12 protein-coding genes and 1 pseudogene are annotated in these 14,705 nt (G+C 44.1%); 1 reads left to right on the top strand and 12 read right to left on the bottom strand.

All coding sequences use genetic code 11. From position 1 onward, the window contains the following. Positions 1-190: 190 nt before the first annotated feature. The 12 genes and pseudogenes from OCV36_RS08760 to OCV36_RS08820 all read right to left on the bottom strand — a co-directional run bounded on the left by OCV36_RS08760 (position 191) and on the right by OCV36_RS08820 (position 13,305). The gene (locus tag OCV36_RS08760; protein ID WP_135455088.1) at positions 191-1,651 is read right to left on the bottom strand and encodes a lytic polysaccharide monooxygenase; all 1,461 of its coding nucleotides are present in this window, start codon (positions 1,649-1,651) and stop codon (positions 191-193) included. A gap of 383 nt (positions 1,652-2,034) precedes the next feature. Then, a pseudogene (gbpA, locus tag OCV36_RS25540) lies at positions 2,035-3,480 on the bottom strand (N-acetylglucosamine-binding protein GbpA). Between the two features lie 442 nt (positions 3,481-3,922). Then, complete coding sequence (locus OCV36_RS08775) at positions 3,923-4,282, bottom strand: DUF6559 family protein (RefSeq protein ID WP_135454811.1); 360 nt, start codon at positions 4,280-4,282, stop codon at positions 3,923-3,925. A gap of 92 nt (positions 4,283-4,374) precedes the next feature. After that, complete coding sequence (gene btuD / locus OCV36_RS08780; protein WP_135454813.1) at positions 4,375-5,133, bottom strand: vitamin B12 ABC transporter ATP-binding protein BtuD; 759 nt, start codon at positions 5,131-5,133, stop codon at positions 4,375-4,377. Next, complete coding sequence (gene btuC, locus OCV36_RS08785) at positions 5,120-6,115, bottom strand: vitamin B12 ABC transporter permease BtuC (RefSeq protein WP_019824084.1); 996 nt, start codon at positions 6,113-6,115, stop codon at positions 5,120-5,122. The genes btuD and btuC overlap by 14 nt, the downstream gene beginning before the upstream one ends. Before the next feature lie 133 nt (positions 6,116-6,248). Continuing rightward, a complete protein-coding gene (locus OCV36_RS08790) occupies positions 6,249-7,277 on the bottom strand; it encodes a succinylglutamate desuccinylase (protein ID WP_135454815.1) in 1,029 nt (342 codons plus the stop codon). Positions 7,278-7,561: 284 nt separating this feature from the next. Beyond that, positions 7,562-9,358: a M3 family oligoendopeptidase gene (locus OCV36_RS08795; protein WP_135454818.1), complete on the bottom strand. Its 1,797-nt coding sequence runs from the start codon at positions 9,356-9,358 to the stop codon at positions 7,562-7,564. A gap of 134 nt (positions 9,359-9,492) precedes the next feature. Beyond that, entirely contained in the window at positions 9,493-10,110 is a 618-nt protein-coding gene (locus OCV36_RS08800; protein WP_135454819.1) for a histidine phosphatase family protein, read from the bottom strand. A 9-nt stretch (positions 10,111-10,119) separates the two neighbouring features. After that, complete coding sequence (gene cobU / locus OCV36_RS08805) at positions 10,120-10,749, bottom strand: bifunctional adenosylcobinamide kinase/adenosylcobinamide-phosphate guanylyltransferase (protein WP_135454821.1); 630 nt, start codon at positions 10,747-10,749, stop codon at positions 10,120-10,122. A 9-nt stretch (positions 10,750-10,758) separates the two neighbouring features. Next, entirely contained in the window at positions 10,759-11,565 is an 807-nt protein-coding gene (locus tag OCV36_RS08810; RefSeq protein WP_135454824.1) for an adenosylcobinamide-GDP ribazoletransferase, read from the bottom strand. After that, a complete protein-coding gene (cobT, locus tag OCV36_RS08815) occupies positions 11,565-12,620 on the bottom strand; it encodes a nicotinate-nucleotide--dimethylbenzimidazole phosphoribosyltransferase (protein ID WP_135454826.1) in 1,056 nt (351 codons plus the stop codon). Before cobT ends, OCV36_RS08810 begins: the two co-directional genes overlap by 1 nt. Positions 12,621-12,693: 73 nt before the next feature. Next, positions 12,694-13,305, bottom strand: coding sequence for a flavin reductase family protein (locus OCV36_RS08820; protein WP_017075098.1), 612 nt, complete (start codon positions 13,303-13,305; stop codon positions 12,694-12,696). A gap of 679 nt (positions 13,306-13,984) precedes the next feature. Between OCV36_RS08820 and OCV36_RS08825 the strand changes: the two genes are divergently transcribed. After that, positions 13,985-14,680 (top strand): NAD-dependent epimerase/dehydratase family protein, encoded by a 696-nt coding sequence (locus OCV36_RS08825; RefSeq protein ID WP_135454828.1) that lies wholly within the window; start codon positions 13,985-13,987, stop codon positions 14,678-14,680. Positions 14,681-14,705 lie beyond the last annotated feature (25 nt).

The following is a 14,705-nucleotide window of genomic DNA, read 5'->3' on the forward strand; positions in this document are numbered from 1 at the left end:
TCCCGAACTCCCGATATTCAAAGCATTCGAGGTGAACTGAGCATTCGAGGTAAACCAAAGCCCTACCCTAAACGCAATTCTCTTCACGGTCGACTTGTTTATCTCTCCCATAAGAAAAGACACCACACTCGTCAAAAAGTGTGGTGCCTTGGTTATTACTTTAAAGCTAATTAACTAACGCTAATTAAGATTAGTTGGCTGGACGCCACACGCCCCACTGATCATTTTCGTAGGTCGCTTTAGGGTTTGTACCACCTTGAATCCACCACTGTGCTTTCCAAGACTGGTTCGAGTACGTTACTACTTCACCGCCTAGGTAAGTCGCTGAAGAGTCCCAAGTGCCATTGTCTGGGTCAGGAGTCGGATCTGGATCCGGCGTTGGATCTGGGTCTGGTGTTACGCCACCGTCATCAGCAATTACTTCAAACGTGAAGGTTTCAACACTGTCACTTTCAATAGAACTAGCCATGAATGACAAGGTTTCATTAGCTACAATACCAGTCGTATCTACGACAACTGACGCACTGCCGTTATTTTGAATGCTTACTGAAGAGCCTTGTGTCTGAGTTAGATTTGCCGCTTCGCTTGTTGCAATCACAACTTTGTCGCCAGCATTCACTACGTTGTCACTCTTCACTAGCTCGTAGATGTCGCCTTTCAGTGGTTCAACACCACCGTCGCCACCATCAATCAGCGTTAACTGACCAGAAGCACGGCTATCTTTTGAGTTAAAGAAGTTGCGTGAAGGATCGTTTTGGAAGTACATGTAGTGCTGCATTTCAGCGTGCCAATCACCAATGAAGATCGCGCCATCTTTAAACTCTTCGTGCCAGCCATTAATTTCTGAAGCCAACAAACGAGCCCAATCGTTAACGTTTGAAGCGTCGATAACGATGTCGAAGCTGCGCGCTACTTCACCGTACTTGTTGATGATGTCGTACTTAACCGTATCACCAACTTGTGGAGTACCAAAACCTTCTGAAATGAAAAGGTCGCCACGTACGAGGTCAGGCTCAGGACCCGGCTCTGGTGGAGGGGTTGTACCACCTGCGATAGTGATGTCAGAACAGTTATAGAAGCCTTCACCCGCGGCATCATCACGTTGCCAACGTACGTATAAGATTGCGTCGCCAGAGCGGTCTGAAGGAATCGTCACGTTGATACGGTATTTGCCACCGCTTACAGGAACATTCCCCACTTCTTGGATAAGATCTAAGTCCCCCCACGCTAGGCCTTTGCTCAGGTCTGCGTTTGGTTTCGTTAGGTAGAATTCCCAGAATGACGGGTTGTGAGGTGCAGTCGCGTTGAATACATATTCAAATGTACCAGTATTTAGCTCGGTGCGAGTCCAGCCTGTATGAGGTGCACCCATGCCGCGTTTTTGCGAATCATTGGCGTAACATAACGTGCCGTCAGGAATCGCCGCTTTTACAGCGTTGATGTTGTTGAAATCTTGGATATTTTTCGCATACTCGTTACGTTGAACGAACGGGTATGAACCAGAAATATCTTTTGCTTGAGCACATGCTGCATTCGGTGGTGTACCTGACCAAACCCCGCCTTGCTCGTAACACGTGTTCTGACGTGCACTTGGAAATTCAGACCAACCATGAGCATTTGCCACTGACGGCACACTCGATAGCATAGCCATACCTACTGCTATTTTAAGAATATTATTATTTGTTGTTTTCACTTTCCCACTCTCTATTATTTTACCCTGAACACAACATCAATTGATCACTTATCAATCAAAATCGCACTTCGAGGGTTTATAGTTTTTGTTTGAAGAACAACGAAAAATATATACGTCAATTTTATCAATAACAGCGGGTTTTATATTGATAGGAATCAGAATCACACAACTCAAACAAATGCATTGTAGATAGATGATGTTGCTTCGAATTATTGGATCTCAGTATTCCGTCTTGATTGAGGAAACAATATTCAAAGTGAATAAAAAAACGGCTTAATGATTAAGCCGTTTTGAAGTTTGTATATCGAATAGAAATCAGAGCCTAGTCGATTAGTGGAATATTAATCTAACTTTTTCCACTGCTGTTCAACCCAATTAGGGTCAATTGCAATTCCTGGCAAGTAATCTTCGTTGTTACATTCTGCCGCCCATGGGCCGTAACACTCATAGACTCCCTCACCTTCAAATAGAACGATGTCTCCATCCACATAGCTACCGAAACCTTCTGGGTAAACATAATCATATTCAGGCGGTGGTGTGCCAGCTTCAACCAAATGGAAGTTCAACGTCTGTTGCCCTACCAACTTGCCTTCGCTGTTTTTCACACTCACGACTAACATGTGGTGGCCAGCTTCTGATTTGGATAAAGGCAGCGCTACAGATTCTGACGAATCATCTTTTACTTCACCACTCCAGTGTGCCAATGACTCTCGGCTATGGTTATACACCGTCAACTCAGCTTTAGCATCACCTTCAGCCACCAGTGTTAAGTCTAGAATTGTCGCTTCTTCACCGACTACGTATTCAGGCTCTAACCCTTCAACCGTGAGTGAGGTATCTGGTTCCGGCACGTCAACATCGTAGCCTATTTCTACGCTCTGAATACCACTATCTGCATTAACGTATATCGGGTTTACGCCATAAATTGGAACAAAGCCGTTTTCACTCAACACGCCCGACTTAATATTCTTACGTTCTTCATTTACTTTGGTCGCCAATGCTTTTGACCAGTTCTTTGATTGGCCAGCTGCGCTGTCAGTAATATCAAGACGAGTACTTAGTGCAACATTTTCGCCAGAACCATCAAAGACACGAGTATAAACCGCATCACCTTCCCTGAGGTTGGCGGTCGGTATTATTTGACCTGCTTTGTCCCAATCCGGTAGTTGCGAATCATCACCATCAAATACCACATCAATCGCATTGTAGAATGCTTTGTCTGTGTCACCGACATCCCAAACAGCCAAAATGACATGCTAACCTTCTCGCACAGGTACATCACAGGTATGAGTAGCCGTGTCTTGTGTCATATCTCCGTGACCATCAGCCTCACAGAAAGGTGTTAAGTCAAAGGCTGCTCGTTCCAATGGTTCATTCTGATCCCATCCTTCTTTCGTGATGTAATACTTGAAACCAGCCGCTATGTGGTTAGCCCTAAATGTCCATTCAAATTCTTGAGATCCCGCTTCTATTGGGCGTTTCTGCCAGCGCTCTGAAGTTTGTTCATCTAGATTTCTTGCGATTGATATTTCAGCACTGGCAATATAGCCATCAGCAGGTCCACCTTCTGGGAAGCCATCGAAGCCTTCCACACTTTGCGGCTCATACTGTATGTTTCCACAGTCCATGTTCTTCGCCTGACCTTCAGAATCTTCTAAATGGCACAAAGCGACACGACTTATTATGTTGCCTTCATCATTTAATGACACAAAGCCGTGTGCCATAGCACCACCACACACGGTAGACAAAGCGATCGCTAAAGCCGTTTTCTCTATTCCAATTCTCATAACATTTCCATTTAAAGACTTCATATTTCCAATTAAAGGCCCACATGATCTTTGTCTGTCGACCTAACCAACGTTCTAAGTTGAGCAAATATGCGATTCGTCATTAATGCTTACTCAACACAAGCATTAACAAAGCAAATGCATATCAGTCAATTTGAGCATGGTTGAACAATGAGTGAATATTTAGTCAATAAGGCTGATTGAGAATCAACAAAGCTCATACGAAGTAGAAAGTGAATTATATATCTGAAAAATATGAGGTTTACCCAAGAAACCAAAGGAAGCTATGGCTAGATACTTTAATAATTCGTTGGGTACGTAAGAGATGTACTTTGTTGAAGCAGGGATAAATTAAAAGTAGTTAGAAAACATAAGGGACAGTAAATATGGAAACTTCTCGTCAAAATAACGATTTTGACGAGACGAATTAGAATTGGCGGATTTAATAGCGGCTATGCATGCCCATGCGATGTGACATGTCGTCGTCCATACGACCACCCTGCCAGCCGCTTCCACCCAAGAGGTTGAGCACATCACGCGCGGTGTAATTCTCACCGCCGAAGAAGTCACTAGACACATCATTACGTAACAGCTGGATAGTGGGAACCAACTCAACAGCAAGATCTTGTGGATCAGCAAACAAAGCTAAAGCAATCTGTTGTTGGCGTTTGCTCAGTTCATTAGAGCTTGTTTCAACCTGTCCTATCGAGAAGAAATCACGGCTTCCGTAGCTCTTCACCATCTTTGCAGACAGTAGTTTAATCACCTTTTTGATTCTTCGTCTTTGAATGTATCTAAACATATGTAGTCCCTTTACTCACTCGTCTTTAACCCAATAATCCGCTTAACCAAATGACCTTTTTAACAAATACTCTTTCTAGCCAAACGTTATCTCTAACCAAACAGCAGATAGGTTTGATTGTCGACTGAGATACTTTTTACTTCAGTGTTAAACACGGACTCTAGCTGTTCAGGCGTAAGCACTTGTTCTGCACTGCCAGACGCTTGTAAAACGCCTTTGTCGAGCAGCAATACTTGGTCGGCGTGTCTTAAGGTCCGGTTCAGATCGTGGTTTGCCATGATCACCGCAATGCCTTTTGCAGCTACTCGTTCAATGAGCTTGTATAACAAGGCTTCTTGAGCAATATCTAGTGGAGCTGCTGGTTCATCGAGGATCAGCAGTTTCGCGTAAGGGTTCAACGTTGGCCAGATCTGTAAACACATTCCCGCTAAACGAACGCGCTGCCATTCACCACCAGACAACGTTTGAATAGAACGATGAAGTTTGTCTGAGATGTCCAACATCTGGCTTATTTCGTCCAAAGCTAAGTTGATTTCAGCATCAAGACCATGCGACGAGCTTGGTAATGAGAGCGCGAGGTATTGGAACACTTCCAAATTGAAGGCTGGCCTTGCGCTTTGACACAAATAAGCGCGGTGCAATGATAAGTCTTGTAACGACAATTCAGACAAGTCTTGACCATCAATGGTGATATCACCTTTATAGTTGTTCCCTATTCCTGATATCGCTTCAAGTAAGGTGCTTTTACCGCTACCATTGGGGCCGATAACGTGAGTCACCTGCCCTTGCTTGAGCTCAAATGATAGCGGTAATAAACGAGCGCCGACGCTCAGGCTCTTAATTTGAATCATGATTTTTAATTAACATCCAAATAAAGATCGGCGCACCGATACTGGTGGTCATCACACCCAAAGGCAATTCTGCTGAATCGAGTAACGTACGCGCGCAGATATCGGCAAACACCAACAAAGCAGCACCAGCAACGGCAGACAAAGGAAGAAGATATCGGTTGTCGGTACCAATCGCTAAACGGAGTAAGTGTGGGACAACTAAGCCGACAAAGCTGATTACGCCGCCTAATGCCACCGCGCAGCCTACCAAAATAGATACAGCGAAGATCAAACGCCAACGCAGTTTAGGGACATTCACGCCCAGTTGTGCGGCATGAGTCTCCCCTATCATCAGTTTATCGAGCTTACTGCCTTGTAAGCACAACCAGATGATGACGGGAATCATGACTAACGTCAGTGAGTGTTGATACCAAGTCACGCCACCCAAACTGCCCATCAACCAATACATTAATAAGCGTAGGCTGAGGTCATCACTAAAATAGAAAGCCCATGTCACCATCGCGCCAGAAAGAATGCCTAACGCGACACCCACCAGCAATAATTTGGCCGTGGTCAGTCGCATCGTTTTGACCATGCTCACCAGAATCACGGTGAAACAGAGTGACCCTAATACGGCAGCAATCATGAAGAGTTCAGGCGTAGGAGCAAACGGCAAGAAGAACAGCACGATCACCATGGCTAAACTCGCGCCACCGGAAATACCGAGCACACCCGGCTCTGCTAATACATTACCCAATAAGACTTGTAAGCTTGCGCCAGATACAGCTAACCCAGCCCCAATAGCAATCGCAGCCAGTAATCGAGGTAAGCGTAAATCAATCAGTAGTTTTTGTTCTAACGTGGACAAGGTGCCCAGAGGGGAAATGAAAAGATCGCCAACCATCAGGTAAATCGCACTCAGCGCGACAAGCAGTGCTGCCATGAGATAAATGGCTCGCGTCCATTTGCGCTGTTTTTGGTGAAGAAGTTGTTGGAAATCCATATCAAGCTACTTTGAAAATGTTCGCGTAACCTTACCTGTATACCCAAATAAACTCAAGGCTCACACCGTAATGTGAACCTTGATATTTCAACCAGTTGAGCGATTGTTTTAATCGTTTAAACCCGACTAAGTATTAATCGTACACAAGCTGACCGTGGTCGAACCGTGTTTCAACTTCGCACACCATTAAGGCCGCTCGTTGACCGATGGCCACGTTACGATTTGGGAATACCACGGCTTCGTTTTCATTCTTCGCCATTAATGGTTTATCACCATCATGACCAAATACTTCACCGTGCTTGAACGCGGTAAAGTTCTCTACAGAATCAGAGAACATGAAATCAAAGTCATCATGCAAGCGCACAATTGTGCGGCTAACACGATACATGATGGTTCGCTTAGGTAGATGCTCTGGCTCTGCTTCAGCAATCAAGTTACGTATCGCCAAATCAAAAGCAGTGAGCTTATCAAGTTGGTTCTCACCAATTCTTGCTACCTGACCTAATTCCATTGTCAGTGCTTGCGCTTCAAAGTTTTCAGCGCTGTACCAACTGAAGGTGCTTGTTGGTGCATTCGACAGCAACACTGCTTCAATGTGAGCGCTGTTAATGAAATCGAACAGCTCTTTATTGCGAACTTCGTGGCGAACCTTAGGGCTCACGGCGAACGAATAATGTTTAGACAAGCGGATCGCACAATGCAGGTCTAAGTGCCAGCGAGTTGCGGGTTCCGTCTGCTTATAAAACTCAGTAACCAATAACTTCAAGTTCTTCGCAATATCCACTTCTCGATTACTTTCGTGCTGTTTTTCATCAAACAGACGATTCATATTCACATCAAGAAAACGAGTATGTGCGTTGGTTGCTTCTGGGTGAGCAATAATAAACAGGCATCTCGCATTCACTTCTTGGAAGCCTGTTTCGATATCTTCGATGAGCTTATCGATAAGCTCCATTGGTGAAGTTTCATCACCATGAACACCAGTTGAAAAGATGATGTTTTTGGTTTCAGAATTATATTCCGCGGGAATCACTTCCAACACACCACGTTGATGAAGCTTAATTTGAACACCGTTACTTAGTACGGTCTGTCCTGCAAACACTTCTTGCTCAAGATCTAGGCTGTCAAAAAGAAATGATTGGCGAAAGAGGGTCTTCGTCATGCGCTACTCCTTAAATGCACGGCCGTATGTTAATAAATTGTTCATAAAAATTGTGTCGCTAGGATCGCACTTATTAACAGAAACTCCGTTATCACTCACAAATACTGCCCATATATTTTAAATTTCATGCTTATCAACAAACCGACGTCTGTTCCAAATAACCATTTCAAATGACCATTCCAAATTTCATTCTCAATGGTCAATTTAATATTTAATTATTTCAGCAAGATAAGAGCCACGTAAGCTAACACAGCTCTTACCTGCAATGAACAGATTGAGATCAATTAATCTTCTTGATTCAGTAATCTTTCAAATTCATCGATTTGAACTTTGACCATGTCGATACTTTGCTGCCAAAAGTCCGCTTTAGTCAGGTCCATACTTAAGTGTTTTTTAACCACCTCTTCTGCCATCATACTGCCAGTATCGCGCAATAAAGAGACGTAATCACCGTAGAATTGATCACCTTTAGCATCACGTTGTGCGTAAACACCTTTACTGAAGAGGTAACCGAACAGGTATGGGTAGTTGTAGAAACTCACTTGAGAGATACTGAAGTGAAGCTTACTCGCCCAGAAATAAGGGTCGGCTTCGGTCATTGCATCGCCGTACCATTCTTTCCAAGTCGTTTCCATCAGGTCACACAGCTGCTGAGCCGTGAGCTCGCCTTTTTCACGCTGCTCGTAAAACGCTTTTTCAAATTCAAAACGAACCGGAATATTGACCATTAATGCTAAAGAAGAAGACAACTCTTCCCATAGCATTTCTAATTTTTCATTTCGTGTTTGCGCTTGCTTCAACAAGTGATCACGAACAATATTCTCTGCAAAAATCGATGCGGTTTCAGCGAGCGTCATTGGATAGCGTGTTTGACAAAGTGGCATGTCTTTCATTACCCAATTGTGGAACGCGTGGCCAAGCTCGTGTGCCAGTGTCATTAAGTCAGAGCGGCTACCACTCCACGTCATGAACACAAGCGGTGTACGTGTCGCAGCAAACTTGGTGCAGTAAGCGCCTAAACGTTTGTTGGCAGCTGGTGCGGCATCAATCCAACCGTTCTCAACCATTAATGCGACAAACTCAGCCATCTCTGGATTGACTTCGGCGAAGGCAGTTTTGATCACTTCGATCGCTTCATCAAATGGATAAACCTTAGATTCACTGTCACCCAACGGCGGCATCGCGGCTAAATGGTTCCAAGGCTTCATTTCATCCAAGCCGTGAACTCTTGCCATCAACAGACCCGCTTTCTGGCCTACTTCGCGATTTGCCTTTGCTACTGACATCATGGTGTCCAGCGTTTCAGGCACGATGCGGCTGCCGTGTAGGCTTGGATCTAAGAAATGTACGTCGCTTATTTTCGAACGCTTTTTGTTTTCCGTCAGTCGCCAGCCTGCCAATGCATTTAAAATGGAAGCAAATGATTCTTGATGCGTTTTCATTGCGCCTTGCACAGCACGCCACGCAGACTCTTGCTTATCGAATTCACTTCCGTATAACAGGCTAGCGGCTTGTGAGAAACCTAGAGCTTCCTCTTCACCGTCCAGCTTTAGCGACAGTTTTAAAGAACCGGTTAGGTTATCGTATAAACGCCCCCATGCGTCGCGGCCATCGACTTTCATTGCGGCTAATAGCTGTTCTTCAGCTACGCTCAGTCGGCTACTTGCAAGTTTACGAGAGCTTTCAATCGCAAATCGTTGCCCTGCAACATCAACGCTATCATGCTCCAACACAGCGTTGATAAACTCCGGCTCAGCATGGATTAATGTGTCTTCATAAGGGCTGAACGCTTGAGACATCTCAGAGTTCAGTTTAGCGACGCGGCCAAGCAGTGCTTTCGCTTCTGTATGTGTTGCATCAACAGATGCATGGCAGTTAGCAAATGTGTTGATGGTGCTGAGTAACGTACCTGCCGCTTCTGAGGTTTGGATTGCGTTTTGCATGGCAAGAATAATGTGGCGCTTTTCAACATGTAGGTACAACAGCTCAATACATTGCTGAATGAGTTCAATATCTTGTTCTATTTTCACATCATCCAGATCGCGATAAGCGATACTTAGATCCCAACTAGGTGTTGTCATGACTAATTCCTTTCACGTAAGTAGTAATACCAATCTGGTATAGCGGCTGTAAACGCCACTTTATACTTTTAATATATTTAGTAGATTTAATGCTCTTAATAGATTGTTAATTCTTAAACTGTGTTTCTGAACACTCAGAGAACTGGCAGCCCTACCGCCTTTACGCTGACAAAGCTTTGTGCAAACTGAGTGATTTGAATATGGGTTATAGAGGCATTCTCAATCGACAATTTCGAGTACAGACTCGGGTTTTTCCAGTCAATATCAAGGCAATGTGCCAAGATCATTCGAATCACACCACCATGAGTAACGAGCAATAAATTGTCACTATCACAGGTCAGAAGTTGCGACCAACCTTGGGTAACTCTGTCATGGAAGTTCTGTAAACTTTCAGCACCGGACAGCTGATGATTTGCAGGATCTTGCCAGAAGGTTTCTAGCATTGACCATTTATCATCAAGTTCATCGAAAGCGACACCATCGACTTCGCCAAAGTTCATCTCTTGAAATTCAAGATCTACCGACAAAGGCAGTGACTTACGTTTAGCATACAAGTTGGCTAAGTCGCTGCACCGTCTTAATGGCGAGGTAATAACACAATCCAAAGAGAGGTTTTGCTCAGCCAAAGATTCACAAATGCGTTGCTGCATTTCGGGCTTAACCAATACGTCAGAGAAACCATTGAGCGCGGCTTTTCCTTCGACCTTGCCGTGTCTAATCAAATAGATATTTTTGGTGGTTCCGTTTTCCATGTACTCGACCTAACCTGTAGAATGTATAGAGTGGTTTGACGGTTTTAAGTTCAACGGCAATCCAGCCGCAATCAATGTCACTCGCTCGACAACACGAGCCAGTGATTGATTCATGCGCCCTGCGTTATCCACAAATAATCGAGATACTTTACCCAAAGGCACGACACCAAGCCCCACTTCGTTAGACACCATGATGATCTGAGCGTCGGTTTGCTCAACGCTTTTCACCAAGGCTTCAACTACAGCTTCCACTTGTGCATTGGTCGCACCTTCACCCAACTCAAAAATAATGTTATTGAGCCACAATGTTAAGCAGTCAATTAACACCACATCTTGTGCATCAAAAGTGAGGAGTTTGCTCGCTAACTCAACCGGCACTTCGTGTTCGATCCAACGATGATCACGACGTTGTTGATGATGTGCAATTCGCTCGCGCATTTCGTCATCGAAGTAAGTGGCCGTAGCAATATAATGCAAACGCCCATTTGAGCATGCAACAAGCGCACATAATGCTTGTTGTTCTGCAAAACTAGACTTACCAGAACGAGCCCCACCCAATACCAGATGGCTATTTCGCTGACTTGCTTGATTAATTTGATTAGCTTGATTGTTTTGATTCGTTTGATTCGTATTTGTCATAGGAAACCGTTACAGAAAGCTACTGTAAAAAGCAGCTGTGAACACAAGGTAAATCAACAGTTCCATCAACTGTTGAGCCGCACCTAAGCAATCTCCAGTGAAGCCGCCAATTCGAGCCATCAACCACTTTTTGATACCCACTCTAAACAGGTAGGCAATTACGGATAAGACAAGCGTAAACTCTAGACCAAACCATAGGCTTGGTAACACGCCAACCAACATCAAAAAGACAAGTTCACCTTTGGTTTGTTTATTGGCTAGAGGTTTACTTTTACTGGTGTCTAAGTCACTAACGTAAGGCATGTCATAGATCAGTGAAGCGGCAATTGCACGGCTAAAGGTATAACTGGTCACGATAACCATAAACAAAGCAGTCATGTTGACCAGTTCATTCAATAGCACCCACTTTCCAAGCAGAGCCATGATTAAGGCCGAGGCTCCATAAGTGCCAATGCGGCTATCTTTCATGATGGTTAAACGGCGCTCAAGCGTCATACCACCGCCGATACCATCAGCCATATCGGTTAGACCATCTTCATGAAAAGCCCCCGTCAGCATCAAGCTAAAGCTCATCATCAAGAAGATAGCAACTGCACTCGGCAATGCCGTATCGAGTAGCAAGAATACACCGCTACACAGAACACCAAGTAACAAACCAACCGTTGAAAAGTAACGTCCAGAACGATTCATACGCTCTGATGAATAGGGAGTGTTCTTCGGCATAGGTAAACGAGAAAAGAAGCCCATTGCCAATGAAAACAGTTCCCATTGATAATTGACTTTGTCTTTCAATGATCGTTGTGGCGCGTCACTCATTAGACTGTGACTCCTGCACTCTCGAAGCTCGCCATGTTGTTGTAAAACTCAGCCGCGGCGCGAATGATTGGCATTGCCAACGCCGCGCCCGTGCCTTCGCCTAGTCTCAATCCAAGATCAAGCAATGGCTCTGCGGCCAACAGTTCTAATACAATTTGATGTCCCGACTCTTCAGAGCGATGAGCAAAGATCATGTAGTCGCGGCAATTAGGTTCAATTAAGGTCGCGACATACGCAGCAACTGAAACGATAAAGCCATCGACCAACACAGGGGTTTTGGTTTGGTAAGCGCCAAGGAAGCCCCCCACCATTTGAACAATTTCATAGCCGCCCACTTGAGCAAGCACTTCTTTAATATCTTTAAGCTCTTTAACTTCTTTAAGCTCTAAACCTTTGCAACGAGCAACACCTTGTTCCACAACCGCTTTCTTACGTTCCAGTTGCTCACTGTTAATGCCGGTTCCTAGGCCAACACACTCCGATGCAGCACGATTCGCTAATGCACTTAAAATCGCTGAAGCGCTGCTGGTGTTGCCGATGCCCATTTCACCAAACATGATGATATTCGTGCCATTTGAAATGGTTCTAGATACAAGCTCTGTGCCTAGTTCAATCCCACGTTCAACCGTTTCTAAACTCATTGCCGCTTCGTTGGCAAAATTATTGGTTCGCGTACCTAAGCGCTGAGAGATCAGCATCGGGCTATCAGATTCCACAGGTAACAAAATACCAGTATCTACGACAGTGATATCAATATCATTTACGGTACAGAAACAATTAATGGCCGCGCCGCCCTGTAAGAAATTCAACACCATTTGTTGTGTTACAGCACTTGGAGCAATACTCACGCCTTCATCTGCTATGCCATGGTCGCCAGCAAAAATGATAATACTTGGCTTGTTCAATTCGATATGTTCTACCGCAGCTTCTTTGCCTTGGCTCTGAATCAAAGCGAGCTGATGAGCGACGTTTTCTAATAAGCCCAGCGCGCCTAGCGGCTTAGTTTTTTGATCAATGCGATGTTGGATGTATTGTGAGTATTTGGTATCTAGCATAAACGTAAGGGCACTTAAATTTGAGGAGACGAGTTTCAATAACACTGATTCTGCTTGAGCTGAATTGATCGCACTATTTAGGACGAGCCACTGAGAACACATTGGAAAGCGTGGCGTATTCACCACCGCCGAGTCGAGATAACGGGTCAAGAGCTAACGCATCGATCTTAAGGCGATCGCTGTCTTTATCGATCACATCTTCAGAGATGTACACGGTCTCAACTTGAGCAAAGATAAGGCTTTGTGGAACATCACCGACTTCTTTTACTTCATACAGTGTGCAACCAAAAGCCACAGCGCACTCTTTAACTCGAGGTAGAGAAAAGCCATCAAATTCAACCAACTCGATATTATTCGCAGTCACTTCTGATTCACCATGATCGAGTGTTGCCGCTGTTGCGGTCATCGCTTCTGCAGAGCTTGCTGATGCAATATGAATCACCATTTTACCCGTTTCAAGGGCATTACGGGTGGTATCTTTAATCTCACCACTTGGCTTCTTGCCAACCGACAACATCAATAAAGGTGGGTTACTCGACACTGGTGTGAAATAAGAAAAAGGGGCCAAGTTGAATACTTGTTCAGAAGACTCCGTCAATGCCCACGCTATAGGGCGAGGCACAACCGTTTGGGTCATCAAGTGATAGATCTGAGTGGGTGCGAGAGTGTCGAACTTGAGGTTCATAGCTCATCCTTGTCTATGTAAATTTCAAGCCAGTTTACGTGTTAAGAAGAGTCGTATCTATGGCTATCTGGTAGAAAACGCAGAGAGTGTTCCTTATTTGAACAAATACACCTCATCATTTCTCAAATTGAGAATCAAAAAGACAGAAAAGTAACACTAAGCAACCACCCAAGCGAAAAATCAACAACTTACGTTTTGGCATTGATTATGCTTTGTTTAAAGAGACTTATTAATCTCTCCATTGATAGGTTGACAACAAAGCAAGTTAAGCAAAAGAGTAAGTTAAGTAAGAACGTAACAAGTAACAAAAAGTGATTGCCCTCACTTGAAACAAACAGTCGACTACTAGCAAAAAGCAACAAACTAAAGAATAAATAAAACAAAGATTTAGGAGGTGGAATGTTCGCAAACCAAAGCAAAAGAAAACCAATTAAATCGAGTAAGAAAACAAGTAAAAAGGTGAAGAAAATCCCACTGTCCTTCACCTAGAAAGCGAAAAGCCCGTTGCCCAGCGGGCTTTTCGCTTTCTAGCACTTTATTTTCCCACTATCAGTACTGATAACTTTTGACAATCATTGGATTGCTTTAGCGCTGAACACTGCCTTATGTAAGTTTTATTCGCTTAAAACTCAAACACTGTTTATATTAAACAAGCACTTGCAAAGCGTTAAGGATAGCTATGAGTATTTCTGGAGATAAAACATCGGTCGTTGTGGCTGGTGCTACTGGGCTAATTGGCCATCACGTCATAAAGTTACTTATTGACGAACCCGCGGTCGAAAGTATCTATGCTTTATCCCGACGATCACTTGATTCACAATTTAGCTCGAACAAACTCCACACACTCATTCACAATGACTTGCAAGTAACCAGCTGGGACGACGCGAAATCAACACCCACTCTTGGCGTTATCTGCCTAGGAACCACCAAGAAAAAGGCGGGTTCAAAAGAAGCATTACGTAAAGTCGATGTAGAGTTGGTTAGCCAGGTTGCTCAATCGATGAAGTTTCTCGGCGTTCAAAGAGTCGCAGTGGTATCCAGTTACGGTGCTGCCCCTGATTCCTATTCACACTACCTTCGTTGCAAAGGGCAAATGGAGCAAAACTTAAAACGTATTGGCTTCAAGCAGCTTTTCATCGCACGTCCTGGGCCGCTAGTGGGCCAAAGGGATGAACCGAGAACCGACGAAAAATTTCTACAAAGTGTCTTTCCTCTGTTATCGCCATTTATGTTTGGGAAGTTTAAAAACCTACGCCCTATTCAATCGAAAGATGTCGCTCAAGCCATGTTGTTCAGATTATTCGAAAATAACTTCCAAAATATCGAAATTTACTCGTCAAGTGACATGCTCAATTTATTGGCAAAATATCGCTAAAAAGGTCATCTATTCACCATAATGT

The organism is Vibrio echinoideorum (assembly GCF_024347455.1).
GTDB classification, from domain to species: domain Bacteria; phylum Pseudomonadota; class Gammaproteobacteria; order Enterobacterales; family Vibrionaceae; genus Vibrio; species Vibrio echinoideorum.